This is a genomic window from Streptomyces sp. NBC_01298 (assembly GCF_035978755.1).
Classification (GTDB): Bacteria; Actinomycetota; Actinomycetes; order Streptomycetales; family Streptomycetaceae; genus Streptomyces.
The window spans coordinates 8,389,029-8,415,921 of sequence record NZ_CP108414.1; the positions used below are offsets into that span (position 1 = coordinate 8,389,029).

The 26,893-nt window shown below is 73.6% G+C and carries 30 protein-coding genes and 1 pseudogene; 11 read left to right on the forward strand and 20 right to left on the reverse strand.

Annotated features, from left to right (window positions below):
- Positions 1-14: 14 nt before the first annotated feature.
- Positions 15-1,622 (reverse strand): phospholipase D family protein, encoded by a 1,608-nt coding sequence (locus OG730_RS38315; RefSeq protein WP_327308608.1) that lies wholly within the window; start codon positions 1,620-1,622, stop codon positions 15-17.
- A gap of 371 nt (positions 1,623-1,993) precedes the next feature.
- Between OG730_RS38315 and OG730_RS38320 the strand changes: the two genes are divergently transcribed.
- Entirely contained in the window at positions 1,994-3,271 is a 1,278-nt protein-coding gene (locus tag OG730_RS38320) for an AI-2E family transporter (RefSeq protein ID WP_327309582.1), read from the forward strand.
- Positions 3,272-3,430: 159 nt separating this feature from the next.
- Positions 3,431-3,976, forward strand: coding sequence for a DUF5133 domain-containing protein (locus OG730_RS38325; RefSeq protein ID WP_327308609.1), 546 nt, complete (start codon positions 3,431-3,433; stop codon positions 3,974-3,976).
- Positions 3,977-4,020: 44 nt separating this feature from the next.
- Here OG730_RS38325 and OG730_RS38330 read toward each other — a convergent pair whose 3' ends face one another.
- Positions 4,021-4,296 carry an isoamylase early set domain-containing protein gene (locus OG730_RS38330; RefSeq protein ID WP_327308610.1) on the reverse strand — a complete coding sequence of 92 codons (276 nt, stop codon included), beginning with the start codon at positions 4,294-4,296 and terminating at the stop codon, positions 4,021-4,023.
- A 162-nt stretch (positions 4,297-4,458) separates the two neighbouring features.
- On the opposite strand from OG730_RS38330, the gene OG730_RS38335 reads away from it, so the two are divergent.
- Positions 4,459-4,659 carry a hypothetical protein gene (locus OG730_RS38335; RefSeq protein WP_327308611.1) on the forward strand — a complete coding sequence of 67 codons (201 nt, stop codon included), beginning with the start codon at positions 4,459-4,461 and terminating at the stop codon, positions 4,657-4,659.
- A 16-nt stretch (positions 4,660-4,675) separates the two neighbouring features.
- On the opposite strand, the gene OG730_RS38340 is transcribed toward OG730_RS38335, so the two are convergent.
- Positions 4,676-4,942 (reverse strand): DUF4235 domain-containing protein, encoded by a 267-nt coding sequence (locus OG730_RS38340; protein WP_327257336.1) that lies wholly within the window; start codon positions 4,940-4,942, stop codon positions 4,676-4,678.
- Positions 4,943-5,271: 329 nt separating this feature from the next.
- Here OG730_RS38340 and OG730_RS38345 point away from each other — a divergent pair, with 329 nt between their 5' ends.
- From OG730_RS38345 to OG730_RS38380, 8 genes are all read left to right on the forward strand, one after another.
- A complete protein-coding gene (locus OG730_RS38345) occupies positions 5,272-5,427 on the forward strand; it encodes a CsbD family protein (RefSeq protein ID WP_284716012.1) in 156 nt (51 codons plus the stop codon).
- Between the two features lie 400 nt (positions 5,428-5,827).
- A complete protein-coding gene (locus OG730_RS38350; protein ID WP_327308612.1) occupies positions 5,828-6,802 on the forward strand; it encodes a D-alanyl-D-alanine carboxypeptidase family protein in 975 nt (324 codons plus the stop codon).
- A 44-nt stretch (positions 6,803-6,846) separates the two neighbouring features.
- The gene (locus tag OG730_RS38355; protein WP_327308614.1) at positions 6,847-7,239 is read left to right on the forward strand and encodes a hypothetical protein; all 393 of its coding nucleotides are present in this window, start codon (positions 6,847-6,849) and stop codon (positions 7,237-7,239) included.
- 350 nt (positions 7,240-7,589) lie between these two features.
- Positions 7,590-7,994, forward strand: a complete 405-nt coding sequence (locus tag OG730_RS38360) for an ATP-binding protein (RefSeq protein ID WP_327308615.1) — start codon at positions 7,590-7,592, stop codon at positions 7,992-7,994.
- A gap of 295 nt (positions 7,995-8,289) precedes the next feature.
- On the forward strand, positions 8,290-8,856 hold the full coding sequence (locus OG730_RS38365) for a DUF2231 domain-containing protein (protein WP_327308616.1): 567 nt from the start codon (positions 8,290-8,292) through the stop codon (positions 8,854-8,856).
- 30 nt (positions 8,857-8,886) lie between these two features.
- Positions 8,887-9,213: a Ku protein gene (locus OG730_RS38370; protein ID WP_327308617.1), complete on the forward strand. Its 327-nt coding sequence runs from the start codon at positions 8,887-8,889 to the stop codon at positions 9,211-9,213.
- Positions 9,126-9,545, forward strand: coding sequence for a Ku family protein (locus tag OG730_RS38375; protein WP_327308618.1), 420 nt, complete (start codon positions 9,126-9,128; stop codon positions 9,543-9,545). Before OG730_RS38370 ends, OG730_RS38375 begins: the two co-directional genes overlap by 88 nt.
- A gap of 342 nt (positions 9,546-9,887) precedes the next feature.
- Complete coding sequence (locus OG730_RS38380; protein WP_327308619.1) at positions 9,888-10,376, forward strand: DUF6328 family protein; 489 nt, start codon at positions 9,888-9,890, stop codon at positions 10,374-10,376.
- Between the two features lie 19 nt (positions 10,377-10,395).
- Here the strand turns inward: OG730_RS38380 and OG730_RS38385 are convergent, their stop codons facing one another.
- The 17 genes and pseudogenes from OG730_RS38385 to OG730_RS38460 form a co-directional block, all read right to left on the reverse strand.
- The gene (locus tag OG730_RS38385; RefSeq protein WP_327308620.1) at positions 10,396-10,911 is read right to left on the reverse strand and encodes a DUF5133 domain-containing protein; all 516 of its coding nucleotides are present in this window, start codon (positions 10,909-10,911) and stop codon (positions 10,396-10,398) included.
- A gap of 242 nt (positions 10,912-11,153) precedes the next feature.
- Positions 11,154-12,317: a carboxylate-amine ligase gene (locus OG730_RS38390; protein ID WP_327308621.1), complete on the reverse strand. Its 1,164-nt coding sequence runs from the start codon at positions 12,315-12,317 to the stop codon at positions 11,154-11,156.
- 192 nt (positions 12,318-12,509) lie between these two features.
- Complete coding sequence (locus OG730_RS38395) at positions 12,510-13,349, reverse strand: class II glutamine amidotransferase (RefSeq protein ID WP_327308622.1); 840 nt, start codon at positions 13,347-13,349, stop codon at positions 12,510-12,512.
- 101 nt (positions 13,350-13,450) lie between these two features.
- Positions 13,451-14,515, reverse strand: a complete 1,065-nt coding sequence (gene hypE, locus OG730_RS38400) for a hydrogenase expression/formation protein HypE (RefSeq protein WP_327308623.1) — start codon at positions 14,513-14,515, stop codon at positions 13,451-13,453.
- Positions 14,508-15,650 carry a hydrogenase formation protein HypD gene (gene hypD / locus OG730_RS38405; protein WP_327308624.1) on the reverse strand — a complete coding sequence of 381 codons (1,143 nt, stop codon included), beginning with the start codon at positions 15,648-15,650 and terminating at the stop codon, positions 14,508-14,510. The genes hypE and hypD overlap by 8 nt, the downstream gene beginning before the upstream one ends.
- The gene (locus tag OG730_RS38410; protein ID WP_327308625.1) at positions 15,647-15,943 is read right to left on the reverse strand and encodes a HypC/HybG/HupF family hydrogenase formation chaperone; all 297 of its coding nucleotides are present in this window, start codon (positions 15,941-15,943) and stop codon (positions 15,647-15,649) included. Before OG730_RS38410 ends, hypD begins: the two co-directional genes overlap by 4 nt.
- Positions 15,912-18,308 carry a carbamoyltransferase HypF gene (gene hypF / locus OG730_RS38415; protein ID WP_327308626.1) on the reverse strand — a complete coding sequence of 799 codons (2,397 nt, stop codon included), beginning with the start codon at positions 18,306-18,308 and terminating at the stop codon, positions 15,912-15,914. Before hypF ends, OG730_RS38410 begins: the two co-directional genes overlap by 32 nt.
- Positions 18,309-18,493: 185 nt before the next feature.
- Positions 18,494-19,291: pseudogene (gene hypB / locus OG730_RS38420) on the reverse strand (hydrogenase nickel incorporation protein HypB); the annotation flags it as partial.
- A 3-nt stretch (positions 19,292-19,294) separates the two neighbouring features.
- A complete protein-coding gene (locus tag OG730_RS38425; protein ID WP_327308627.1) occupies positions 19,295-19,699 on the reverse strand; it encodes a hydrogenase maturation nickel metallochaperone HypA/HybF in 405 nt (134 codons plus the stop codon).
- A gap of 117 nt (positions 19,700-19,816) precedes the next feature.
- Complete coding sequence (locus OG730_RS44395) at positions 19,817-19,921, reverse strand: DUF6893 family small protein (protein WP_442815146.1); 105 nt, start codon at positions 19,919-19,921, stop codon at positions 19,817-19,819.
- Positions 19,918-20,493 (reverse strand): hydrogenase maturation protease, encoded by a 576-nt coding sequence (locus tag OG730_RS38430; protein ID WP_327308628.1) that lies wholly within the window; start codon positions 20,491-20,493, stop codon positions 19,918-19,920. The genes OG730_RS44395 and OG730_RS38430 overlap by 4 nt, the downstream gene beginning before the upstream one ends.
- Complete coding sequence (locus OG730_RS38435) at positions 20,490-21,887, reverse strand: hypothetical protein (protein ID WP_327309583.1); 1,398 nt, start codon at positions 21,885-21,887, stop codon at positions 20,490-20,492. Before OG730_RS38435 ends, OG730_RS38430 begins: the two co-directional genes overlap by 4 nt.
- Positions 21,888-21,982: 95 nt before the next feature.
- On the reverse strand, positions 21,983-22,675 hold the full coding sequence (locus OG730_RS38440) for a DUF6084 family protein (RefSeq protein ID WP_327308629.1): 693 nt from the start codon (positions 22,673-22,675) through the stop codon (positions 21,983-21,985).
- Positions 22,672-23,325 carry a DUF5947 family protein gene (locus OG730_RS38445; RefSeq protein ID WP_327308630.1) on the reverse strand — a complete coding sequence of 218 codons (654 nt, stop codon included), beginning with the start codon at positions 23,323-23,325 and terminating at the stop codon, positions 22,672-22,674. Before OG730_RS38445 ends, OG730_RS38440 begins: the two co-directional genes overlap by 4 nt.
- On the reverse strand, positions 23,322-23,861 hold the full coding sequence (locus OG730_RS38450; RefSeq protein WP_327308631.1) for a NifU-related iron-sulfur-binding protein: 540 nt from the start codon (positions 23,859-23,861) through the stop codon (positions 23,322-23,324). The genes OG730_RS38445 and OG730_RS38450 overlap by 4 nt, the downstream gene beginning before the upstream one ends.
- The gene (locus tag OG730_RS38455) at positions 23,858-25,642 is read right to left on the reverse strand and encodes a nickel-dependent hydrogenase large subunit (RefSeq protein ID WP_327308632.1); all 1,785 of its coding nucleotides are present in this window, start codon (positions 25,640-25,642) and stop codon (positions 23,858-23,860) included. Before OG730_RS38455 ends, OG730_RS38450 begins: the two co-directional genes overlap by 4 nt.
- A gap of 108 nt (positions 25,643-25,750) precedes the next feature.
- A complete protein-coding gene (locus OG730_RS38460; protein ID WP_327308633.1) occupies positions 25,751-26,824 on the reverse strand; it encodes an NADH-quinone oxidoreductase subunit B family protein in 1,074 nt (357 codons plus the stop codon).
- Positions 26,825-26,893 lie beyond the last annotated feature (69 nt).

Here is a 26,893-nt window from a genome sequence, read left to right on the forward strand (position 1 = left end):
GTGGACCCGCGGTGTCAGAACCCGCCGCGGAGCCGCATGCCGACGGGGCGGCCGTCGGGGTCCACCAGGGCGTGGTGCAGCGGGGTCGCGAGCAGGCGCCGGACGGTCGGCACCCGTGGCGCGACGTAGCGGCGCAGCCGCCCCGCGGGGCGCGGGCCACGGCGCCCGGCCGCGTGCCAGGCGTCCAGCGTGGCAGCGGCCTCGCGGAACCGGTCGAAGGCGGCCGACGGATCGCACAGCGCGTCCGCCGGCCGCGCACCGGCCGCGTCGAGGTGCTCGCGCATCAGCTCCAGGCGCAACTCCCGCGCGAACGGCCGGGCCCCGTCCCCGAGGCCGCCGGGGTCGCTCGGCGGCCTCGGATCGGCGGCGCGGTCGAGGACGGAGCAGCTCAGCTCGGAGTCGTGCGTCCAGGAACGCAGGTTGACGTTGTCGGAGCCCACGGCGGCCCAGACGTCGTCGATCACACACACCTTGGCGTGTACGTAGACAGGGGTCCCGGCATGGTTCTCCAGGCCGTACACCGCGACCCGGTCGCCTCCGGCGCGGCGCAGCTCCTCCAGGGCGTCGATCCGTCCGATCAGGTTCATGGGCCCGGTGAGCAGGCCGTCCTGTTCCGGCACGGACGGGATGACGGCGGCCAGCAGCAGCCGGGGACACGCGCGCAGGGCCTGAGCGAAGCAGTCCACGACGCGCGGGGACCACAGGTACTGGTCCTCCACGTAGATCAGCGTCCGGGCCCGCCGCAGCGCCTTGAGGTAGGCCCGGGCGATGCTCCGCTCGCCGTCGGGGGCGAAGGGATAGCCGCGCAGCAGCCGGTTCGGGTACGTGCGCAGAACCTGGACGGCGTGCGTGCCGCACGGCGGGGGATCGGGCTCCTGCGGCGGCAACGGGTCCGCACGGGTGTCCTCCCGGTCCAGCAGCTCGCGCAGGCGCATCAGCGGACTGCGGCTGAGCGGTGCGGGATCCTCCCAGCGCTCGCGGAACACGGCTTCGACATCGCCGACGACCGGCCCGCTCAGGGCGAGCTGGACATCGTGCCACGGGGGGTGCGGACCGTACCGGGGAGCCAGGGGCAGCGACTGGCGGTCGCCGCGGTGGTCGGCGTCGTCGTTGCGGTTGTGGCACAGGTCGATCCCGCCGACGTACGCGACATCGCGCTCCGGGCTGCCGGGGTGCCGCAGCACCACCATCTTCTGGTGGTGCGAGCCGCCGGGCCGCACGCGCAGGTCGAGCAGGCACTCACCGCCCGCCGCTTCGATGTCCTGGCTGAGGGACCGGTTCTCCTCCTCGCTGAACCGGAAGCCGTCCAGGTGGGAACGCCACAACAGCCCTTTGACGACGACACCGCGCCCGGCCGCCGCGCCCAGCACCGCCGCGATCTCCGTACCGGGTCCGCGCAGCCGCTCGTCGGGATCGCCGCGCCAGTCGGTGAACAGGAGCAGGTCGCCTGCGCGCATCGCCCGGACCCGTGCGAGGAGCTCGGCGAAGTACGTGGCGCCGTGGACGAGCGGACGGGCCTCGTTGCCCTCGGACCATGCCGACCCGCCCGCCCGGCGATGTTCCAGGCGGGTGGCCGTGTTGCCGCGTTCTCCGGGTGCCAGGAGCCAGTCCGAGGTGGGCATCGTGAGGCCTCCACTCGCGCGGGTACCCGCTTCCCACCCTGGCACTCGGAACGGGGATCCGCACGGCCCGGAAGGAGAGGGACGTCGTGACGGAGCGGCCGCCGCGCCGCGTCGGCCGGATCGAGACACGGGTCGCGGGGGCTACCACCTGGGCTTCCTCCTGGCGCCCACCGAGGTCTCCCCGCCCCTCGCGGACCTGCCCGAGCCGCTCCGGTACGGCGACGTGAGGGCGATCGATCCCGGAGACCCGGCATGAACCCCCGGCGGCCCGGGTGCCGGGGTGCCGCGGGGCCCCGCACGGTCCAGCCTGGAGGGAGTGCTCCCACCCAACCCAAGCGACGACCCGGAGGGATCACACAGTGAACCGACCTCTGCCCGGCGTGCGCGGATGGCTCGGGCGCGTGAGGAAGAGCGCCGCCGGACTCGGCGAGCGCCGGGCCCGGCTGCATGCCCAACGTGAGGCCGAGGCCGAGGCCGAGGCCGACGCCGCCGAAGCGTGGGAGGAAGGCGGTCCGGCGCGGACACCGCACGGGCCGGCCGGCACCGGAGCGCGGGATCCCGCGTCCGCCGTGCCCTGGGGGGTGCGGGTGGCCGCCGAGGCCGGCTGGCGGTTCCTGGTGCTCGCCGCCACCGTCTGGGTGCTGATGCGGGTCATCGGCGCGGTACGGCTGGTCGCCCTCGCCTTCGTGGTCGCGCTCTTGGTCACCGCACTGCTCCAGCCGACCGTCGCCCGGCTGCACCGGCGCGGACTGTCCCGGGGCGCGGCGACGGCGCTGACCGCGACCTGCGGGTTCGTGATGCTCGGGCTGGTCGGCTGGTTCGTTGTCTGGCAGGTGCTCGACAACCTCGACAACCTCTCGGACCGGGTTCAGGAGGGCATCGGCGAGCTCAAGCAGTGGCTGATCGACAGTCCGCTGCACGTCACGGAGCAACAGATCAACGACATCGCCGACAGCCTGACTGACACCATCGGCACCAGCACGAGCGAGATCACCTCCACCGGCCTCCAGGGCGTGACCGTCCTGGTGGAGGTGATCACCGGGCTGCTGCTGGCCATGTTCGCAACCCTCTTCCTCCTGTACGACGGCAAGCGCATCTGGAAGTGGACCCTGCGGCTCGTTCCCGCGGCGGCCCGTCCCGGGGTCGCCGGCGCCGGCCCGCCCGCCTGGCGGACCCTGACCGCCTACGTCCGCGGCACCATGATCGTCGCGATGATCGACGCGGTCTTCATCGGCGTGGGCATCTACTTCCTGGGCGTACCGCTCGCGGTTCCGATCGGCGTGGTGATCTTCCTGTCCTCCTTCGTGCCCCTCGTCGGCGCCGTCGTCTCCGGAGCGCTGGCGGTCGTGGTCGCCCTCGTCACCGACGGGGTCTTCACCGCCCTGATGGCGCTGATGGTCGTCCTCGTGGTGCAACAGATCGAAGGGCACGTGCTCCAGCCGTTCATCCTGGGCCGGGCCGTGCGGGTCCACCCGCTCGCCGTCGTCCTGGCCGTCGCCACGGGCGGCACCATCGCGGGGATCGGCGGGGCCGTCGTGGCGGTTCCGCTCGTCGCCGTGGCCAATACGGTGATCACCCACCTACGGGCCCACCCCGCCCGCGCCGTCCCGGGCGCGGAACCCCCGCCGCCCCCGCCGCCCCCGTCCTGATGAGACGGCAACACGAGGCGTCAACCGAGACCGCCGCACAGCGCCGGATCGGGCGGTTGTGGCCGTGCCTCGCGCGTGTGCGCGGGCAGGTGCGGCATGCCGCCTGCTACACAGCAGAACCCCGCAGACGAGGGGAGAGCGAAGCGGAGGCGCGGACGGATGGACCACCCGGCAGAGCAGCTCAGGACGCCCGTGGCGCCGACCGCGTCGACCGGGCCGCCACGACCGCAGGAGCTACGGGCCACCGCCGCCCGCGCCGCGGGGGTGCTGATGGCCCTCGTCCCCTGCACCGCGGCCAAGGCCCGCCGGATCCTGGCCGAGGTGGCGATGGACTCGGGGACGGACGTGCGGGAGTCCGCCGAAGCCGTTCTCGCCGCACAGGCCGGCCAGCCCCTCGCACCCGCCGTCGAGGACGCGCTGCGCGAGGTGCTCGCCCGGGCCCGCACCCTGCCCGGACCTCCCGCCGCGTCGTGGTCGCCGCCGGAGCCGGAGGTCCTGCGCCGGCACGTGAACCAGCTGCGTGCCGTCCGCCGCCGCGCGCTGGCGGACCCCGGCGACTTGAGCGTGCGCGGCGAGCTGGAGGAGGCCGCGTACACCCTCTGCGTCGTGATGGGCCAGCGCAGCGCCCACGGCGCGCTGCTCGCCGCGGAGGAGCTGATCGCCCTCAACCGGCTGAAGCCGGGGATGCCGGCGCGGAGCGGGTGATCAGCCGTCCTCGGTCACGCTCGGTCATGCTCGGCCACCGGGCCCTACGTGTGCAGGCGGCTGTTGCCCTCCTCGTGCCCGTCGGCGGCGGGCTCGTCGAACCAGTAGTCGCCGGCCGCGAGGTAGCGGAAGCTGTGGGTGGTCCTGGCGGGGAGGGCGACGGTCACGGCGCGCGTTCCGTCGGTCCGGGGTGCGAGGACGTGCGCGCCGGGATGCCAGTCGTTGAACGTACCGACGACGCTCACCGGCCCGGGCGGGAGGTCACTGGGAAGGACGAAGGTGACGTCGGTCGTGTGTTTGCGGCGCTTGCGCTCCAGCACGTACTGCTCCTTCTCGCAGGGCGGGCGCTACCCGCCGATCGGGGTCAGCCTGCCGCCCCCGGCCCGTCCCGGCCCACGACCCGCCGCACGCGCACCCGCGTCACCCGTCCGAGCGGACCCGGTCGCGTCAGGCGGCGCCGGCACCCTCGGTCCCGGCGTTGAATGAAACGCGCCGCTGTTCGCGGCCGGGGCACGCTCTTCGTCCTGCTGGCCCTGCGGGCCGACGACCAGGTGGCTGCGTCCCCGGCGCTGTGCGCGGTCCTGGCCGCGGTCTGCTTCCTGATGGCCGGTGTGGCGCTCCTCGACCTGGACGTGATCAAGCGTCGGAGTGAGGACCAGCATCGCCGGCACCACCCCACCTGAGCGGGCCGGCGTCGTTTCAGGCGGGCCAGGTTCCAGTCAGGCGCTTGGCGGCCACCGCGCCGCCACGGTCGATCGCGGCCTTGACCGCGGCGAACACGGCGCCTTGGAGGGCCGCGGCGATGAGGATCTCCCGCCACGTACGGTCCTCGTCGGTGGCGCTCGGCGCGTCGTCCTCGTGGCCGAGCCGTTTCCAGATCTGCTTGAAGGCCAACCCGGCCAGCAGACCCCCTGTGGCGCCGAGCGCCAGACCCACGGGCTTGTAGGCGATCTTCGAGGTCTCCACCGCTGCCTCCGCTTCGTTGCCGTTCCCCCGGCGCCTGCCCCGAGCCGCTCGCGGCTAGGCCGTCTCTTTCGGATCTTGCCGGGCCCGCGGCGTCTGGCACCGCGCCTGGCCGCACTGCCGAGGCGACCACGTACACCCAGCACGCGAGCGCCCCGACAGCACGCCCAGGCACGGCACCAGACGCCGCGGGCTCGGCCGACAAGATCCGAAAGAGACGGCCTAACGCGCGGAGCCGGGCGGGCAGGTTTACCGGGCGAGTATCAGGACAGACGCGCCACGTCAGATGATCGCCAACGATCGGAGTGAGAGCCGTGTCGGGTGAGCAGAAGATGAAGGCCAAGAAGGAACAGGCCAAGGGCAAGGCCAAGGAAGCGATGGGCCGCACCGTCGGCAACGAGCGCCTCACCGCCGAGGGGCGCGCGGAGCAGATGAAGGGCGATGCCCGCCAGGCCAAGGAGAAGGCCAAGGACGTCCTCAAGGACTAGCGCGGCAGGGCGACTTCACCATCGCCCGAAGCACGAGCGGCCACGGCCTCCTCGCCCGGGAACGGGTGACGGAGGCCGTGGCCGTACGCGTGCGCCGCGTCCCGCAGCCGACCGGGGTCCCGCCGGACGCGGACGCGTCCTGGGTCTCCTGACCCGGGCGGCGGAGCCGCGCAGCCGGTGCGGTACACCGCCGAGGTCACGGCCCGCTGCGGAACCGGTACACGGTGGAGCGCCCGCCGATGGACAGCGGCCGGGATTCCGATGGGTCGCGCGGCCATGCTCGGCGTGGGCCCTCCGCCTCCGGACGACCCGGGCCCGGAGCGTTCCGTACCACCTGGGCCGGAGCGTTCCGGGCGCGGCAGGGCACCCGCCCGACCGCGAACCCGATACCCGGAGCGTCATGTCCGTCCACGCCCTCCTCCGCCGCTCCGCCGAACTGCCCCGCCGGGGCCGGCTCGCTGCCTGCCGCGCCGGTGACGCGGCCGTCGCCGCCGCTCACCGCTCGGTGTCGGCGACGCCGCTGCCGTGGCCCCACGAGGGCCAGGCGAGCGTGGAGGTGGAGGGCATCGGCTGCCTCGGCACGGTCGGCGAGCAGCGGCCGGTGCCGATCGCCAGCCTCACCAAGGTGATGACCGCCTACGTCGTCCTGCGCGAGCACCCGCTCGGCCCGGGGGACCCGGGGCCCGTGGTCCGCGTGGACAAGGCCGCCGCCCACGAGTCCGGTTCCACGATCGAATCGGTGGTGCCCGTCGAGGAAGGGCAGGAGTTTCCCCTGCGGCAGCTGCTCGCGTACCTGCTGATCCCCTCGGGCAACAACATCGCCAGGCTCCTCGCCCGCTGGACTGCCGGCTGCGAAGCGGACTTCGTGCGCCGGATGAACGGGGCGGCCGCGGAACTCGGCATGACCCGTACGCGGTTCACCGGCTCCTGCGGCATGGACACCGGGAACACCAGCACGGCCGTCGACCTGCTCGTCCTGGCCCGCGCGGTCATGCGGGACGAGGTGTTCCGGACCATCGTCGCCACCCCCTCGGTCCGTCTCCCGGGAGACCGGGGCGAGGCGCGCACCACCAACCGGCTGCTCGGCCGGCACGGCGTCGCCGGGCTGAAGACGGGCACCAGCACCCCGGCCGGAGGCAACGTCCTGTGGGCCGCGTACAAGGACGTCGACGGCAGCCGCAGGCTGGTCCTCGGCGCCGTGCTCGCCCAGCGCAGCGGCTGCTCCCCGGTGCGCGCGCGGGCGGCCGTCTGGGCCCACAGCCGGCGCCTGGTCGAAGCCGTACAGCGCGCACCGCTCGACGAACTCGCGGAGCTCAGGCACTCCGCGCCCCCGTCGCCCGCGCCGCCGCTGTCTGGCCGTGGTCGGGCCGGGTAGGCGACCAGGGACCAGGTGAGACGGACACGATGGAGGAGGCGGCCATGAGCGGACACCGACGGGACGCGGCAGAGAGCGCGTCCGAACAGAGCCCATCCGAGCAGAGCCGATCCGCGAAGAGCGAATCCGTGGAGAGCGGCGCCGCGGGGAGCGGCCCCACGCGGAGCGACACCGGCGGGCACGCCGCGAAGCGCCAGCGGCCGGGGATAGGGCGCGAGGAGCAAGTACGCCCTCAGCGCGTTCAGGGCGGCCGACCCGAGGGTGACCGGCGCCCCGGGCTGCTGCCCGACGAGGGCGCCATGGTGGACGAGCACGGGCGCCCGCCCGGCGTCCCGTCGCGGACGGGCACCGGCTCCGGTTCGCCGCCCTCCGACCCGGAGCGCGTCGACCGGGCCGCCGCCGAAGCGGAGGACCCGGGTACCGCCGGCCGCCGGTGAGCGGTCCGCAGGGCCCCGGCCGGGCCCGTCACGGATGCCCGCTCGCGTTCGGCGGGTGTGCGGGCCGACCATCGAATCAGGTCGGATCGGGCTCCCGCCCCCGTGACCGTGCGGCGGGAACCGATCCCGGCGAGGCGCGGCGAGGCGAGGCGAGGTGAGGTGAGGTGAGGTGAGCGTCCTGGGGAACGCCTTCGGCCGTGCGACTGCCTCCCACGGCCCGCCCAACGTGGTGAACGCGCGTGGAGTGGGTACGCGCACCCATGTGGACACCATCCGTCCCCGGGCGGCTGTCACCGCCGATTCAGGCGGTCGGATCCGGGGAAGGGAGACCGGAGGCCGCGGGAGCGGGGATGACTCTCCATCTGAGACACCACAGCGATCTTGACGGGGCGACCGCGGCCGCCACGGCCCGCGACCGCACCCGGCACTTCTTCGACGACGCCTCGCGCGGCGGCCGCTCCGTGGCTCCCGAGGTCATGGACACGACGTTGTTGCTCGTCAGCGAGCTCGTCACCAACGCGATCCGCCACACGGCGGACGGCTGCGTGCTGGACCTCGAGCTGGAGCCCGACGAGATCGCCATCGACGTCACCGACCACAGCCAGGCGGAGCCGCTGCTGAGGGCGCCCGATCTGGAGGGCGGCGGCGGGTGGGGCTGGGCCCTGGTCCACCGGCTCGGCAGCGACGTACGGATCCGGCACCGGCCGGGCGGCAAGACCATCCACACCGGCGTCCGGCTGGTGCCGCCGCACTGATCTCCGCGGGGCCGGCCGGCCCGTGTGTGCGTACCGCCTCTCCGGGTAGGCGCCGGACGTGAGCGAGGGGGCCTACGTACGACCGCGGGCCGAGGGAGAGAACGGTGAAAGGGACGCATCAGGGGCAGAGGCGGCCGGGCCGCTCCGAGGACACGGCACGGAACTGCTGGGACGATTTCGAAGCGGTGCGCGGCCAGATGGACCGCTTGTTCGGGCAGCGGCCGGGCCGCGCCTCGCGGGCGGAGGCGACGAGCGCCGCGCCCCAGGACGACGGACGGCGGTGATGGGGATGAACATGCCGGTCGATACCGTGCGGTCGGATCCTGCGCGGGCCCTCGACCCGGTGTCCGGGGCGTGGCTGAAGACCCTCGCCGCCATCGAGCGGACCTCCGGCGCGGACCGGGCCGTCCGCTCGCTCCAGCAGGGGATCCGCACCCTCCCGCTGGGCGGCGTACGGGAGGTCCTGCGCGGCAGGCAGCTCGGGCATCCCCTGCATCCCGTACTGGTCCAACTCCCGGTCGGCTGCTGGCTGTCCGCCGCGGTACTGGACTCGGTGCCGGGAGGGCAGCCCGCGGCGGCGGTGCTCACGACCGTCGGCCTCGCGGGGGCCGGGCCGGCGGCCGTCGCCGGCTGGGTCGACTGGGCCGAACTGCCGCTGCCGCGAGCCAGGGTCGGACTGGCCCACGCCGTGGCCAACGCGGCCGTGATCGCCTGCTACACGGTGTCGCTCGCCGCGAGGATGCGCGGGCACACGCTCAAGGGCCGGGGGTGGTCCCTCGCCGGTCTGGCGGCCCTCGCGGTCAGCGGAGCGCTGGGCGGGCACGTGGCCCACGGACGGATCGGCGAACCGAGCGGGACATGACCGGGTGACCGGGGAACGGCGGTGGTGGTCATGGCGCGACCGGTGTGGGCGGGAGTACTGAGCTTCGGGCTGGTCAGCCTGCCGGTGGGCCTGTACACGGCGACCGACAGCCATACGATCCACTTCCACCAGCTGCAGCGCGGTACCTCCGACCGGGTCCGCAACAAGCGGGTGAACGAGCGGACCGGCGAGGAGGTGCCCTTCGAAGAGATCGTCAAGGGCTTCGACGACGGCGACGCGTACGTGCTCGTGGAGCCGGGGAACTGCGCATGGCCGAGCAACTGGTCGAGGCGCTCAGCATGGAATGGAAACCCGAGGAGTTCCACGACACGTTCCGGGAGAAGGTCGCCGCCCTGATCAAGGCGAAGCGGGCGGGCGAGAGCGTCGAGAAGGCGGAGCCCGCGGCCGAATCCACCAACGTGATCGACCTCGCCGAGGCACTGCGCGCCAGCGTCGAGCGGGCCGCGGCCGCGGGCGCGGGCGCGGGCGGCAAGGGGAAACGTGTGCGCGGGCCGGCCGGGACGAAGGATCCCGGGCGCATGACCAAGGCGGAGCTCTACGAGAAGGCCGCGGCGGCGGGGATCCCGGGGCGCTCCGGCATGACCCGCGATGAGCTCCGCGATGCGCTCACCGCCTCCGACAGCGCCTCGGACACCGGTTCCGGCCGCGGCTCCCGAGAGGCGGCCTGACCGGGCCCCGGCGGAACGCAGTCCGGTCCGGTATCCGGGATTGGGCCGGGCGTGAGCGGGCAGGCGCCGGGTGCACATCAGTGCGGCAGCGCACACCGTTCGCGAGGAGTCGAAGTCATGACGAACGCGACCGCATCACACACGCCGAGGCCGGTCCCGGCGCCCCTCCCCGACCCGGAGCCGATGCCCGAACCGCCGCCGGCGCCCCCGACGAGGTAGCCGGGCGGCCTTCCCGACGCCGTGTCGCTCCGCCCGGCGCCTGTTCGGTGGCGGCGGGGTCGAACATGATGTCCGGGCTTGGGGGCAGACGAGACCCGCGGGGACATCCAAGGGAGGCGGCCGATGGCGAGCGGGACGGATCAGCAGGGGCGCGACGAGTCGCCGGAGGAACGCGCCGACCGGCAGTGGCAGGAACTCGTCCAGGAGATCCGGGTCGCCCAGACGGGCGTCCAGATCCTGTTCGGGTTCCTGCTCACGGTGGCCTTCGCCCCCGTGTTCGCGGGGCTCGCGCAGACCGAGAAGACGATCTACGTGGTGACGGTGGTCCTGGGATCGCTGGCGACCGGCGCCCTGATCGGGCCCGTGGCCTTCCACCGCCTCGTCTCGGGGCGCAGGATCAAGCCCGAGGCCGTCGCGTGGGCCGCGCGCCTGACCTTCACCGGGCTGCTGCTGCTCCTGGCCACCTGCACCTCGGCCCTGCTCCTCGTCCTCAGGGTCGCCACCGACAACGCCCTCGCGACCTGGCTCGTCGGCGGGGTGTTCGCCTGGTACGTGCTGTGCTGGTTCGTGCTGCCCCTGTGGGCACGCGTCCGCTACACCGCCAAGCGCTGACCGGGACCGCCCCGTCGTCCTAGCCCGCGGCGGCGAGCTGTTCCTCCGCCGCCGCGATGGCTTCGAGGGCGGTCGCCCTGCCCATCAGGACGCACAGGGTGTACGCGGTGTCGTCCATGGCCCGGAGGGCACCAGGGTCGTGGGGGGAGGCGGCGAGGCGGGCCTGGCAGCCGCGCAGCCGGGTCAGGACCTCCTCGGTCCGGGCGGGATTCGGCGCGAGCCCGGCGCGGGAGGGAGCGCCCGCCGGTCCGCGGGTCCGGGCGGCTTCGACGGCGCGCCGCAGGGCGCGTTCGAGGCGGGAGGGCAGGGCGGTGCCGCACGAGGTGGCGGTCATCGCGGCCGCGAGGTCCTGGACGGCGACGTCGGCCAGGTCCGCGGCCGTGGCGAGGATGCGCAGCGCGTCGCGGGCCGAGCAGGGGGTGGTGGCCATGAGCATCCCGACGGCCCAGTTGCCCGTCGGCGCGGGCACCGGGTGCCCGGGCGTCCGGGCGGCGGGGGCCTGTCGGGTCGGTGGGGTGGTTTCGGGTGTCGGCACGGGGGTCCTCCAGTCCGGGTCGGTTGTGCGGTGCGGGGCGGTGTTCCGCTTAGGGACGCTATGCCCGCCGTCTGAGCACGGACGGCGCGGCGCGCTGGTTCAAGGACCGAACAACCGCCATGACCCGTGCGGCCGACCGCCCCGGCCCCGGGGCGTCCGTACGGGCCCGGGTGCGCGCCCGGCGGCTTCCCCGTCCCGTGCGCGTCCCGCGCGCCCCGATCAGCCGGGTCGGACGACAGGCCCTAGCCCTCGGCCACGGCCTCGACGAGGCTGTCCACGACCCGGCTGAGCCGTCCGTGGCGCCGGTGCGCGGCGCGTTGCCGGGCCGCCCCGGTGCCTTCGGTCCGGACCTCCTCCAGCAGGGCGTCGACGAGCCCGGAGTCGCCCGACGCCGCGAGGCCGGGGGCGGCCCGGTCCCGTAGCCGGGCGACCAGCGTCCACGCGGGCACCGGAGCGCCGTCGACCGGGTCCAGGCCGTCGCCGTGCAGGCCGTGGACGGCCGCGAGCAGATGCGCCTCGCGGAGCCTCGCCGAATGCGGCGCGGGGGCCGGAGCCCCCTCGGCGGCCTCGGCGCGCAGGGTCGCGGCCAGGCCCCGTACGAGAACGGCCAGGAGGACGACCGTACCGATCCGGGCGTTCACGTCGGCCACGCGGATCTCCAGCGTCGGCACGTGCTCGGACGGGCGGGCGTACCAGTAGATCATCCGCCGGTCCAGCACCGTGCCGCTGCGCACGAGCTCCTCGGCGCGGCGTTCGTACGCGGCTTCGTCGAGGACCGGGGCGGGCCCGACGGTCGGCCAGCGGGCGTGCTCCACCGCCCGCCAGCTCGCGTAGCCGGAGTCCCGGCCCCGGTCGAAGGGGGAGTTGCCCGCCAGGGCCTGGACGACGGGCAGCCAGGACCGCATCCGGTTGGCGAGGTCGAGGGCCTCCGCCCGGCTGTCGACGCCGATGTGGACGTGGCAGCCGCAGACCGCCTGGTCGTAGTCGCCGAGGATCCAGGGGAAGCGGGACGCCATCCGGCGGTAGCGCTCGTCGCGCGTGACGGTCAGCGGACGCTCGGGCGGTACGACGGGGGTTCCCGCGGCCAGCAGCAGGCACTGCTCGGTGGCCGCGGCGCGGATCACCTCGGCCCGGATCCCGGACAGCTCCGATCTGAGCGCGGCGGCGTCCGTGGTGGGGCTGGTGCAGATCTCCACCTGGGCGGTGAAGAACTCCGGCTGGACCAGCGGCCCGAGCGTGCGCCCGGCGGCTGCTATGACGCGCGGGCCGCGCCCCACCGGGGCCCGGCTGACGCGGTCGACCAGGAGGAACTCCTCCTCCACTCCCATCGTCAGGACCGGGACCCGCCCGGGGACGCCCGTGCGTCCCGCGTCCGCCACGGTCGCCCTGGATGCGGTCAGTGACATCGAATGCCCCCTCCGTGGATCGAGGCGGATCGTCCGGCCCGGGAGGGCGATCGAGCCCGTCGAGCCCATCGAGCCGATCGGGCCCCGGCCCCCGAGCCGGCTGGTCAAAGGCGTCTACCCCTCGGACCGCCGCTCACGCGGGGGTCCGAGGGATCCGGGAGGCCTGGGGGACGGCCGGATCCGGCGCGGCCGTCAGGCGGGCACGGGGAGGAAGGGCAGGTAGTCCTGGTCCCCGACGGACGGGATCACCGTGTAGCTGGCCTCGGGAAGCTCGTTCCACACGCCGGGCAGGTCCCCCAGCGGTTCGGAGACCACCAGGCGCGATGCGTCGGAGATGTCCTCGAGGAAGCGCACCTCGGGGTGGAGGTGGCGGACGGTATCGGCGCGGCTGCTGTAGAAGAGCGACCGGGAGGCGCCGACGCTCGAATAGCGGAACGCCCAGAGCCGCTCCCCGTCGCTGATGGCCAGGGTCATCTGAACCGGTTCGGGGACGCCGTGCTCCTTGCCGAGCCGCTCCACGAGCCCGGTCATCCTGGCCACGGCCCCCGGGACGTCCTGGTCCAGCCCGAAGGTCACCGCCAGGTAGAACATGACCTCGGAATCGGTGGACCCCTCGATGGCGGGGAAGAGCGCCGGATCGACGGCCAGGCAGAGGTCGCGCTGGAGCCGGGGGAAGTCCGCGATGGCCCCGTTGTGCATCCACAGCCACCGGCCGTGACGGAAGGGGTGGCAGTTGGTCTGCTGTACGGCCGAACCCGTCGAGGCGCGGATGTGCGCGAAGAACAGCGGGGAGCGGACGTGCGCGGCGAGCTCGCGCAGATTGCGGTTGTTCCAGGCCGGGGCGATGTCCCGGAAGACGGCCGGGGTGCCGTCCCCGTTGCCGCTGTACCAGCCGAGGCCGAAGCCGTCGCCGTTCGTCGTCTCCACGCCCATCCGGGCATGCAGGCTCTGGTTGATCAGCGAGTGTTCGGGCCGGTAGAGCACGGCGTCGAGCAGCATCGGCGAACCCGAGTAGGCGAGCCATCGGCACATGCGAACCTCCCTTTCGCGGCCTGCTCCGAGCCTAACCCCGTACGCGGCCGCGGTCCTGGCATCCGCCGCGGCGGGGTGCCGCGGCGGATCCGGGGCCGGACTCAGCAGATCCGCGGCAGCTGCTCCCCGAGCGGCAGGTCCATCACGCGGGTGCCGCCCAGTCCGGTGCGGGCCACGACCATGCCCGGGTGGGCCTCCACGGCCTCGCCGATCACGGTCGCGCCCCGCCCCAGCGGATGCGCCCGCATCGCGTCGAGCACGGCCTCGGCGTGCTCGCGCGGTACGAAGGCCACGAGCTTGCCCTCGTTGGCCACGTAGAACGGGTCCAGGCCGAGGATGGAGCAGGCGTTCGCGACGGCCGGGGGCACCGGCACACGGGACTCGTGGACCAGGACGCCGGTGCCGGAGGCCGTGGCGATCTCGTTGAGCGCGGCGGCCAGACCGCCCCGGGTGGGGTCGCGCAGGACGTGCAGGTCGGGGGTGACCGCGAGCATGCTCCGGACGAGGCCGCCCAGCGGAGCGCAGTCGCTCTCCACGTCCACCCCGAACTCCAGACCCTCGCGCACGCTCATGATGGCGATGCCGTGCAGCCCGATCTCACCGCTGACGATGACCACGTCGCCCGGCACGACCCGCTGCGGGCGCAGGTCCACCCCCGCGGGGATGACGCCGATGCCCGCGGTGTTGATGTAGACGCCGTCCCCGTGCCCGCTCTCCACGACCTTGGTGTCCCCGGTGACCACCTCCACGCCGGCGGCCCGCGCGGCCTCGCCCATCGCGCGGGCGACCCGGGAGACGACGGACATCTCGACGCCCTCCTCGAGGATGAACCCGCAGGAGAGATAGGCCGGTACGGCCCCTGACATGGCCAGGTCGTTGACCGTGCCGTTGACCGCGAGGTCGCCGATGCAGCCGCCCGGGAAGAACAGCGGGCGCACGACGTAGGAGTCCGTGGAGAAGGCCAGCCGGACACCGCCGAGGGTGAGCGCGGCGGAGTCCCCGAGCTGGGCGAGGGCCGCGCCGCCGAACTCCGGGAGGAAGAGGTGCTCGACCAGTTCGGCGGACAGCGCGCCGCCCCCGCCGTGGCCCATCACCACCCGGGGGTGGTCGCGCAGCGGGGCCGGGCAGGTCCAGCCCGTGATGTCCAGGGGTGCGGTCTCAGCCAACGGGGCTCGCCTCCAGCGGCGTCGTCGGGGCGGCCGGCGCGGCCGGGAGGTCGAGCCGGCGGTAGAGGTAGTACGCGGCGCAGGCGCCCTCGCTGGAGACCATCGTGGCGCCGAGCGGATTGCGCGGGGTGCACAGGGTGCCGAAGGCCTCGCACTCGTGCGGTTTGATGAGCCCCTGGAGCACCTCGCCGCTGCGGCACTCGGCGGGCTCCCGCGTGGTGATCCCGGTGACCGAGAAGCGGTGCTCGGCGTCGAACTCCCGGTAGCGCTCGGACAGCCGCCAGCCGCTGTCCGGGATGACCCCGATCCCGCGCCAGGCCCGGTCCGTGACCTCGAAGACGTCCTCCAGCATGGCGAGGGCGGCGGGGTTGCCCTCCGGGCGGACGGCGCGCTCGTAGGCGTTCTCCACGGTGTGCTCGCCCCGTTCGAGCTGGAGCACGGTGCGCCGTACGCCTTCGAGGATGTCCAGCGGCTCGAAGCCCGTCACCACGATCGGCACCCGGTGGCGCGCCGCGAGCTCCGGGTACTCCGCCATGCCCATCACGCTGCACACGTGCCCGGCGGCGAGGAAGCCCTGCACCCGGCAGCTGGGGGACCGCATGATGGCCTCGATGGCCGGGGGAACCCGTACGTGGGAGACCAGCAGGCTGAAGTTGGGGATGCCCAGCCGCTTCGCCTGGTGCACCGTCATCGCGTTCGGCGGGGCCGTGGTCTCGAAGCCGATCCCGAAGAACACCACCTCCCGGTCCGGGTTCTGCCGGGCGATGTTCAGGGCGTCGAGCGGGGAGTAGACCACCCGTACGTCGCCGCCCTCGCTGCGGACCCGGAACAGGTCGCGGCCGGTTCCGGGGACGCGGAGCATGTCGCCGAAGGAGCAGAAGATCACGCCCGGCCGGGAGGCGATCTCCAGGGCCTTGTCGATGACCTCCAGCGGGGTGACGCAGACGGGACAGCCCGGTCCGTGGATCAACTCCACTTGATCCGGCAGGAGTTGATCGATTCCGTGCCGGATGATGGTGTGCGTCTGACCGCCGCACACCTCCATCAGTGCCCAGGGGCGGGTCACCGTGGAGTGGATCTCGTCCAGGATCCGGCGCGCGAGGGCCGGGTCCTGGAACTCGTCGATGTACTTCACCGAGGCCCTCCCTCGCCACCGTCGGCGGCGTCCGCGGCCAGCTCCCACGGGTCGCCGAACTCCTCCTGGAGCATGCCGAGTTCCGCGAACAGTGCGAGGGTCTGCCGGGCCGACTCCTCGTCCAGACGCTGGAGGGCGAAGCCCACGTGGACGATGGCGTACTCGCCGACCTGGAGGTCGGGCAGGTACTCCAGGCACACCTCCTTCTGCACGCCGCCGAAATCGACCGTGGCCATGCGGGTGCCGTCCTTCTCCGCGATGTCAAGCACTCTGCCGGGTACCGCCAAGCACATGGACCTCTCCTCGCTGTGGGGGGTCGGTGGCGCCGCGGGCGGCCGCCACCATGAGCTGACCGAGTGCCAGCCCGCCGTCGTTCGGCGGGACCTGGCGGTGCCGCAGTACGGTGAAGCCGAGCCCGCTCAGCACGCGGGCGCAGGACGAGGACAGCAGGCCGTTGGCGAAGACCCCGCCGGTCAGCGCCACCACGTCCAGGGCGTGCCGTTCGCGTGCCAGGACGCACAGCTCCGCGACGAGTCCGGTGACGGCGGCGTGGAAGCGCGCCGCGATCACGGAGGTATCCGCCCCCGCCCGCAGGTCGGCCACCACCGAAGCCAGCAGCGGCGCCGGATCGGCGGTGACGGGGCCGTCGCGGCCTGGCGCCGGATGGTTCAGGGCGAAGGCGTAGGGGTGTCGGTCCGCGTGTCCCGTTGCCCGCAGCGCGGCGGATTCGAGCTCCATCGCGGCCTGGGCCTCGTACCCGGAGAGCTGGCAGATGCCCGCCAGGGAGGAGACGCTGTCGAAGAGCCGCCCCATGCTGGACGTGGCGGCGCAGTTCAGATCGCGCTCCAACTGCCGCGACAGCAAACGGAGTTCGTCCTCCGGGCAGCTGCTCGTGCACGGCAGGTCCGGATCCCAGGGGATGCCCGCCGCCCGCAGGTGCGACAGGGCCATGCGGTACGGCCGGCGCACCGCGGCGTCACCGCCCGGCAGCGGCACGTACGCGAGGTGGGCGAAGCGGGTGTACCCGGCGTAGTCGGCGAGGAGCACCTCGCCGCCCCACACCGCGCCGTCGTCACCGTAGCCGGTGCCGTCGAAGGCGACGCCGATCACCCGCTCGCCGCCGTCCAGGCCGTGTTCGGCCAGCGCGGACGCGATGTGCGCGTGATGGTGCTGGACGCGCACCAGGGGCCGGCCCCCCGCGTTGCGGACCGCCCAGCGGCCCGACCGGTACCCGGGATGCCGGTCGGTGGCCAGCAGTACGGGAGAGACCCCGGTGACGGACTCCAGCTGCCGTTCGGCCCGCTCGAAGGCGATCTGGGTGGACAGGTCGTCCATGTCGCCGATGTGCGCCGACAGCCAGGCCCGGCGGCCCTCACCGAGGCAGAGGGCGTTCTTCAGGTCGCCCCCCGTCGCCAGCGTGGCGGGGACGGGAAAGGGCAGCGGCAGCGGCAGCGGGGCGTAGCCGCGCGCACGCCGCACCAGCAGCTCGGCGCCGTCGCAGACCCGGACCACGGAGTCGTCGCACGGAACGTGGATGGGCCTGTCGTGCGTGAGCCAGCCGTCGGCGAGGCCGGCCAGCCGCTCCAGGGCCTCGTCCTCCCCGGTGACGATGGGCTCGCCCGCGAGGTTCCCGCTGGTCATGACGAGCAGCGCGGGCCCCGGAGGGTCACCGGGAAGCCCGAACAGCAGGTGATGGACCGGGGTGTACGGGAGCATGACGCCGAGGTCGGGGCTGCGCGGCGCGACCTCCTCGGCCGGTCCGGGGACGCCGGCGCGCCTGCGGAGCAGCACGATGGGCCGGACGCTCCCGGTGAGCAGGGCGCGTTCCTCGGGGCCGAGGTGCGCCAGCCGCTCCGCCTCCGCGAGGTCGCGCGCCATCACCGCGAACGGCTTGTCCCCGCGGGACTTGCGCCGGCGCAGCTCCGCCACGGCCTCGGGCCGGGTGGCGTCGCAGGCCAGGTGGTAGCCGCCGAGCCCCTTGACCGCCAGGATCGCGCCCCGGGCCAGCATCTCGCGTGCCCCGGCGACCGGATCCGTACCGGCGGGATCGTACGGGTCGCGGCCGGCGCCGGCGCCGGCGACCAGCAGCCGCAGCCGGGGACCGCAGGCCGGGCAGGCGACCGGCTGGGCGTGGAAGCGGCGGTCGGCCGGATCGGCGTACTCGCGGGCGCAGTCGGGGCACATCGGGAAGCCGGCCATGGTCGTGTGCACGCGGTCGTAGGGCAGTCCGGTGACGATCGTGAAGCGGGGGCCGCAGTGCGTGCACGTGATGAAGGGGTGCCGGTGGCGGCGGTCGGCCGGATCCGCCAGTTCCGCGAGGCACGCGGCGCACGTGGCCGTGTCCGGGGAGACCAGGGTCCGGGCCGGGCCGCCGCCCCGGGAGGCGATGATCGAGAATCCGGCGCCGCCGACCACCGGCACCTCGCAGTGGTCCACGGCGTCCACCACGGCCAGCGGGGGCGCGTCCGCCGCGAGGCGCTCGCAGAAGGCGGCGACGGCGGCCGCCGCTCCCTCGACCTCGGTCACCACTCCCTCCGGGGTGTTGGTGACGTGTCCGGCCAGACCGAGCCCGGTGGCGCGGGCGTAGACGTACGGCCGGAAACCGACGCCCTGCACCACGCCCTGGACGGTGACCCGGCGGCGCTGTAGGGACTCCATCAGCGGGCGTGCGCTTGCGCTGCTGCCGCTGGGGGACCGGCCGGCCTCGGTGTGTGGCCGTGGCCGGGCCCCTGCCCCTGGTCGGGCCCCTGGCTGTGGCCGTGGCCCTGGCCCTGGCCCTGGCCCTGGCCCTGGCCGTGCTCCGGGCCGGTCGCCTGCCTCCGTCCGGGCTGCGGGCCCTGGTCATGGCTGTGGCCGTGCGCCTCCCCCTGGCTGTGCCCGTGCCCGTGATCGTGCCCGTCCGCCGGGCCGTGTGTGTGGCCGTCGTGGCTGTGCGCGTGGCTCCCGTCCGCGCCGGCGCCGGCCATCACCGGGGTGTGGGCGGCGGCTCCCGCGCCGATCGCTTGTGCCCGGTCCAGCAGGAGACCGAGGCCCTCGCCGGTGCGGGCCGAGGTGAGCAGCACCTCCACCCCCGGGTTGACCTGCTGGACGTTCGCGCGGAAGGCCGCCTCGTCGAAGTCGACGGCCTGCGCGATGTCGGTCTTGGTGACGACGACGAGCTGGGCCAGCCCGAAGGCCGTCGGGTACTTCAGCGGCTTGTCCTCGCCCTCGGTCACCGACGCGAGGACCACGCGCAGCGATTCCCCGAGGTCGTAGGAGGCCGGGCAGACCAGATTGCCGACGTTCTCCACGAAGAGCAGACGGGTGTCCTCGGGCAGCCAGCCGTCCAGGTGGCGGCCCAGCATCACAGCCTCCAGATGGCAGAGCCCGTCGGTGAGCACCTGCTTGACCGGCGCCCCCGAACGGGCCAGCCGCACCGCGTCGTTCTCGGTGGCCAGGTCGGCGGTCAGGGCCGCGACGGCCACCCCGCGTTCCCCGGCGAGCAGCAGTTCCCGCTCCAGCAGCGCGGTCTTGCCGCTGCCCGGACTGGACAGCATGTTGACCACCGTCGTACCGCGGGCGGTCAGTTCGGCGCGCAGCGCCTGCGCGGCCCCGTCGTTCTTGGCGAGCACCGCCTGTTGCAGGTCGACCACTCGGCACATGGGTCAGGCCTCCTCGGAGATCGGGGCGCGGCGGGAAGTGACAGAGGCCTCGGCGGACCGCGCGTCCTCCCAGGTCACCGTGAGGATGCGCAGCTCGCGTCCGGAGAGGAGCTCCACCTCCGTGGCCCTTCCGCACGTGGGACAGCACAGTTCGGGAGGCATCCCGACGGCCCAGTCACCCGTGCAGGCGCCGCAGTGCGCACGGGCCGCGACGGACCGGACGACGAGCTCGGCCCCTTCCAGGACCGTTCCGGCGCAGGCCAGTTCGAAGCAGAAGCCGAGTGCGTCCGGGACCACCCCGGCCAACTGGCCGACCTGGAGCTCCACTCGGCTCACGACGCTGCCGGCCTCCGGGGCCGCTTCCTCCACCTGGCCGACGACGGCCAGGGCGATCGACATCTCGTGCATCGGATTCGGTCTCCGTCCTGCCGGGGCTCATTACACCGGCAGGACCCGGGCCCCGCGGCCGGGCACGCCGGGAGCCCGTACGCCCCGTACTCCATTCGGAGGGCGGGGCGTACGCGTTCACATGCGGCGGATGCGCAAGTAGCGCCTGATGTCGGGCAGGACCTGCTTGAGGACGGCGATGAGGGCCAGGGCGGCGGCCCCGCCGACGACTACCTTCTTCATGGGGTGCTCCTCAGTTCTCGGCGGTTCGGGTCGTCCGTCCCGGATGCGTACGGCTCCTCCTGCGCGAGCAGCTCCAGGAGGGCCCGCACGGCCCGCGGCACCGCGTCGGCCACCGGCCCGCTCAGCCCGATGCCCTCCTCGACGCAGGCGGGTTCGCAGCCGAGGACGAGCACGCGCCGGGGCGCCTCGGCGCCGGTCCCGGCGCACAGGGTGTCCAGCAGGGCGAGGACGGTGGAGGGTGACATGTCGTGCCCGTCTAGGGCGGCCCCGGTCGGCGGAGCGGCCCCGTCTGAGGGAGCGGCCCCGTCCGGCGGAGCGGCCGTGTCCTCGCCGACCTCGATCAGGTACAGGGTGCCGGGGGCCCCGCCGCGCGCGGTGGCGTCGACGAGGACGAGCGTGTCGTAGCCCTCCAGCACCTGGTAGGCGAGGTGGACCCCGCGGACCCCGAAGTCCACCGCCTCCACGCCCGGCGGCAGCGGGTGCGCGGACAGGGCCCGCAGGGTCTCCACGCCGAAGCCGTCGTCACCGAGGAAGACGTTGCCGATGCCCGCGACCAGGGTGCGGCCGTTCACGCCGGCTCCCCGGGCGCGACGGCGGCGGCGACGGTGACCTCGTCCGGCTGGAAGTACAGGAACCGGCCCTGCTCCCGGCGGATGTCGGCGCCCGGGTCGCCCTCCACGGTGACGGCGAGGTGCACTCCGCCGTCGACATCGTGCAGCACGGCCTCCACCAGGGCGGTGTGGCCCTGGAGGAACAGGTCCTGGGCGTCGGTCCGGCGCAGTCCCGGGCGCAGTACGACACGGCTCCCGGCGCCCACCCGGACACCGGCGACGGTCACGTGCTCGGGTACGGGCGCGGCGGAGTCCGCCCCGGCCGGGTCCCACCAGGGGGTGTCGGGCCGGAACAGCGTGTCCGGGTCCGGCGCGGCGGCCCCGCCCCCGGACCCGCCCCCGCCCGGGGGCTCGCCGGTGATCTCGCGCAGGCCCCGTACGGCCCCGTGCAGCCGCTCCAGTACCTCGGGCGGCATCGAATCGGCCAGCTCGATCACGGCGGCCGCGCGGGGATCGGTCCCGCGGGCCTCCCGCTTCTCCTGGTCGGTGAGGGCCGCGGTGCGCAGGGCCAGGATCTCGTCGATCTCGGTGGCGTCGTACATGGCGCCGGCGCTCTCGGGGGCGATGGCCGGATGGTCCTCCAAGATGATGGGGGAGGACAGGACCACGTCCGCGCGGCCCGGCTCGCCCGCCAGTACCGGCCAGGTGTGCCGGTTCTCGCAGGCCGCGACCGCCCCCTTGGCCCACTCGGGCGGGTCGGTCATGGCCAGGAAGGATCCTGAGCTCAGCGCCAGCAGGAGATGGGCGGCGACCAGTGAGCGGGGCAGCGCCTCCTCCCGGGTCGCGGACGGATCCTCCGGGGCCCACGGGCCGGTGTTCTCCACCACGGCGGTGAGCTTCGACACCCGGTAGGGGCCTTCGAGTTCGGCCGCGCTCAGCCGCAGGACCCCGTCGATCCGCTCCGTACGCCGCACCAGGCGGCCGACCGTGCGGCCTTCCGCGTCGAGGACCGGCTCGACCTCCTCGCGGGCGGGCCGGAAGAAGGGGAACACGGCCTCGGATTGAGCCAGTTCGGCCACAGGCACGGAAACCTCGACCCGTTCCTCGGTCCCCTCGTCCCAGGGGACCAGCACCCGGTCGGGCAGCTGGAGCTCGGCCACCTCCTCGAACGAGCCGTCGGCGCGGGCCCGTTGGACCGTGCGCCGCTGGGCGTGCAGGAAGCGCAGCTCCAGGAAGAGCGTCGCCGCGCCCCGGGGCTCCAGCAGGATCTCCGTCCGCTGGAAGGAGTGCTCCCCGTGGGCGGGGGCCCAGGCGGGCGGCACGAGCACGCCGAACTGCCAGCGCATCCGGTTCTTCGCCGCGGAAGCCCGGTACGGGTAGAGGACGTACCCCTCGAAGAGGACGGCGTCGGCCACCTGCCGGGCCGTCGCGAAGCGGCGGTCCGGCGCGTCGACAGGGCCGGCGGCGTCGACCGAGCGGGCGGCGCCCGCCGGGCCGGGGGCGGTCGTGGTCACGGCGCGGTCCTCTCGACGACGAGCGGCGCGGGCATCCCCAGCCGGACCGGGGCGGGCAACGGATCGGCCGCTCCGTCCAGGAGGGCGCGCACGGTGGCCTCCCAGGAGGGAAGCGCGTGCCGCGAACGGAAGGCGAGCAGATCGGCCATGGTGTCGGCGGGCAGCCGCAGCCAGCCGCAGCCGGGGAAGTGCTGCTCGACCATCTCCCGCCAGACGGCCACGGGCATCCGGTACGCGGCCTCGCGGTCCCAGGGCACCGGTTCGACGTGGAAGCCGCCCGCCCCGGTGAAGGCGGTGCCCGAGAACAGCATCAGCATCGGGACCTCACCGTCCTGGAGCGCCGCGAAGTACCGGGTCGCCGCGATGTCCATGTCGTAGCTGCACGGCACCACGAGGTCCACCTCGGTCTCCCCGGTGAAGCTCGGGACCATCACCGAGACCTGCGCGAACTGCACCGGCTGGAGGGTGGACCCCCAGCGGGAGGGGTCGCCGAACAGGTCGGCCAGCCCGTCCGCCTCGACGGGGCCGTAGCGCCGCTTGGCGGGCTCCACGCGGAGCTGGCAGCGCAGGGCGACGGCGTGCACGCGCACCCCGGGGGAGGCGGTCAGCCGCAGCCGGAACACCAGCGTGGGTCCGGCGGCGTACGGATCCGCGCGCACCCCGGTGCAGGCGAAGGCGAAGTCGGTCACGGCCGCCCCGCTTCCGTGGGGTCGGGGGCGAGTGCGCGGGCCCGCCGCTCCACCCGCTCGAAGAACACGCGCAGCGCCTCCCGGGCTTCGGCGCCCCCGTCGAAGCCCTGCCAGAGCATCCGCATCCGGCCCACCAGTTCGTAGCAGATGTCGATGGGGACCAGGTGGCAGGTGGTCTCCCCGGCCGCGCGGTGCAGCAGCAGCGCCTCCACGTCGGGCTCCAGCAGGCCCGCCAGGCGTCCGGCGCCGAGCACGCGCTGCCAGGTCTCCGGGTCGAGCTCGCTCTCGGTGGCTCCGGCGGGGCTCGGGTAGAGCGCGACCAGGCGGTCCAGGGCGGCGTTGCGGAAGAGGAAGGCCACCCCGACGGGGATCTGGAGGGCCTCCCAGGCGCCGTCGCCCAGCGGACGCTCCGGGTCGGTGAGGTAGCGGTCCGGCACGGCGCGGAACCGGCCGGTGGCCGCCCCGGGCCGGTCGAAGAGCAGGGCGCAGGCGGTGCAGGCGCAGACCAGGGCCCGCCGCTCCGTCTCCACCAGGTGGCGGTGCCGGTCCTCGGCGACCGCCACCCCGCACAGTTCGCAGGTCTCGGGGCGCGGCGGTCGGGCGCCGGCGAACCTGCGCAGGCCGCGCGCGGCCGGGGCGGGCGCGCTCACCGTACCCGTGCCGGGGTCTGCGGGCGGGCGCTGATCTGGAGGAGGGCCGGGGCGGGGGCCGCCTTCTCCACCTCTACGGAGGTCACTTCGGGCGCGAAGGCCGCCAGGGCGTCCGCCACGCCCTGCGGGGCCCCGGTGGAGCCGGCGTCCGATCCGCAGCCGCAGCCGCCGCCGGCGGGCACGCTCAGCCGCAGGACGCCGGAGGCCGGGTCGAAGCCGAGCAGTTCCGCGGGCTCCGGCGCGGACCGCAGCGCCCGCCCGATCCGGACGTCCACGTCCTCGGGGTTCAGGTCGTGCAGCGCCAGCAGGCTCGCCACGAGCTCGTCGTCCAGCAGTGGGGCCAGGCCGTGGTCGCCGAGCCGCTCCGTGATCCGGGCGAGCCCCGCCCCGTAGAACTCCATGAGTCCGCGGACCAGTTCCTCGGCGGCGGCGCAGGCCGCCCGGTCTCCCGTGGCGGCGAGCCGGTCGAGGACCGCGTCCACCCGGCGTCCCGCCTCCCGTGCGTCGATCGCGACGCCCGTGCGTGCGGCGCTCATCCGCCCAGTCCGCTCAGGCCGGTGGGCACGTGCATGGTCTTGACGGTCTTGCCGCCGCCCACGTACATGTGCACCCCGCACGGCAGACAGGGGTCGAAGCTGCGGACCGCCCGCATGATGTCGATGCCCTTGAAGTTCTCCGGGGTGTTCTCCTCGAAGATGGGCGTGTTCTGCACGGCGTCCTCGTACGGTCCCGGGGTGCCGAAGGTGTCGCGGGTGCTGGCGTTCCACGGGGTCGGCGGGTACGGGTGGTAGTTGGCGATCTTCCCGTCGCGGATGACCATGTGGTGCGACAGGACGCCCCGTACGGCCTCGGTGAAGCCGACGCCGACCGCCTGGTCCGGCACCTCGAACTTCTCCCAGGTCTGGGTGCGTCCGGCGCGTACCTCCGCCAGCCCCTTCTCGGCGCAGTGCAGCGCGATGGCGGCCGCGTACGCCTGGAAGTAGGTACGGGCCCGGTTGCGCTCCAGGGCGTTGCTCCACTTGGGGATCCGCCACTCGAAGGTCGTCTCGGGCTTGGTCATCGTCTTCGGCAGGTTGATGACCACGCTGTGCCCGGTGGCCTTGACGTAGCCCACGTCCACCAGCCCGGACAGCGCCGTGGACCACAGCCGGGCGAGGGGGCCGCCGCCGGTGTCGAGCGCCAGGTGGTCCTTGCCGTCGAACCAGCGCGGCGACATCACCCAGCTGTACTTGTCGTCGAAGTTCCGCTTCTGCGGGGCCGGGATGGTGTGCTGGTTCCACGGGTGGCGCGGATCCACCGGGTTGCCGAGCGGGTCGTGCGTGACGAACTGCTCCTGCCCCTGCCAGTCGTCGTAGTACGAGCTGCCCAGCAGGATGCGGATGCCGAGGTTGATCTCGGTGAGGTCGTTGGTGACCAGTTTGCCGTCCACCACCACGCCCGGGGTGACGAACATCTTCCGTCCCCAGTCGGTCATGTTGGCGTACGTGAAGTCGCAGTACTCGGGGTCGTTGAGGGCGCCCCAGCAGCCGAGCAGGACGCGCCGGCGGCCGACCTCCTCGTACCCGGGCAGGGCCTCGTAGAAGAAGTCGAACAGGTCGTCGTGCAGCGGCACCACCTTCTTCATGAACTCCACGTACCGCATCAGGCGGCTCATGTAGTCGGTGAAGAGCTGGACCGAGGCGATGGTGCCCACGCCGCCCGGGTAGAGGGTGGAGGGGTGCACGTGGCGCCCCTCCATCAGACAGAACATCTCCCGCGTGTAGCGGCTGACTTGGAGGGCCTCGCGGTAGAACTCGCCCTCGATGGGGTTGAGCGAGCGCATGATGTCGGCGATGGTGCGGTAGCCGTGCTCGCCCGCGTGCGGGGCCGGGGTCCGCTCGGCCAGCTCCAGGACCCCGGGATTGGTCTCGCGGACCATCTTCTCGCAGTAGTCGACCCCGACCAGGTTCTCCTGGAAGATGTTGTGGTCGAACATGTACTCCGCGGACTCGCCGAGGTTGATGATCCATTCGGCGAGGTGCGGGGGCTTCACCCCGTAGGCCATGTTCTGCGCGTAGACGGAACACGTGGCGTGGTTGTCGCCGCAGATCCCGCAGATGCGGCTGGTGATGAAGTGCGCGTCACGGGGGTCCTTGCCGCGCATGAAGACGCTGTAGCCACGGAAGACCGACGAGGTGCTGTAGCACTCGGCGACCCGCTTCTGCTTGAAGTCGATCTTCGTGTGGATGCCGAGGCTGCCCACGATCCGGGTGATCGGATCCCAGGCCATCTCGACCAGGCCGCTGCCGTCGCCGGCCGCCTTCGTCTTCGGTTCCATCGTGTCTGCCGTGACCCTTCATCAGCGCGGGTGGAGGAGGTGTGTGCGGAGTGAACCGGCTTTCTCCGGGCGGGAGTTCACCAGGGAGAGGGTTCATCGGGGCGGGGTTCACCAGGGCGGGCGGTAGCCCGTCGTCAGCTTCTCGCCGGTGTGGCGCCACTTGGGCTCCTGGTCGACGGTGTGCAGGGTGATCGCCCGGAGCCTGCGGATCACGGCGCCGTACGCGCCGCTGGCCTTGGTGGAGACCTTGGCGCCCGGCGGTTCGTCCATGAACGGCATGAACTTGTCCGGGAAGCCCGGCATCGTGCAGGCGATGCAGATGCCGCCCACGTTCGGGCAGCCGCCGATGCCGTTCATCCAGCCGCGCTTGGGCACGTTGCACTTGACCACCGGACCCCAACAGCCGATCTTCACGAGGCATTTGGGGGAGTCGTAGGTCTCCGCGAACTCGCCCTGCTCGTAGTAGCCGGCCCGGTCGCACCCCTCGTGCACCGTGCTGCCGAACAGCCACGTGGGCCGCAGCTTGTCGTCCAGCGGGATCATCGGGGCCGATCCCGCCGCCTGGTAGAGCAGGTAGGTGAGGGTCTCCGAGAAGTTGTCCGGCTGGATCGGGCAGCCCGGCACGCACACGATCGGGATCCCGGCGTGGGACTTCCAGTCCCAGCCCAGGTAGTCGGGCAGTCCCATCGCACCCGTCGGATTGCCCTCCATCGCGTGGATGCCGCCGTACGTGGCGCAGGTTCCGATGGCCACCACGGCCAGCGCCTTGGGCGCCAGCCGGTCGATCCACTCGCTGGTGGTGATGGGCTGGCCGGTCGCCGGATCGTCGCCGAACCCGGACCAGTAGCCCTCGGCCTTGATCTTCTCGTTGGGGATGGAGCCCTCGACCACCAGCACGAACGGATCGATCTCGCCCCGCTCGCCCTTGAAGAACCACTCGATGAACGTGTCCGCGCCCCCGACGGGGCCGCACTCGAAGTCGATCAGCGGCCAGTGCACGGCGATCCGGGGCAGCCCGGGCAGCGTCCCGGTCACGATCTCCTCGATGCTCGGCTGCATCGCGGCGGTCAGGGACACGGAGTCACCGTCACAGCTCAGGCCCGCGTTGATCCAGAGGATGTGGATCAACGGGTCGTCCGCTGCCGGGTCGTCCGTCACCGGGGCCGGCGTTGCTGCGTCCATGCGGAGACCTCCTTGGGGAGGGGGAGTGGGAGGAGCGGCGGCGGGGCCCGCAGGGGAGGCCGGTCACCG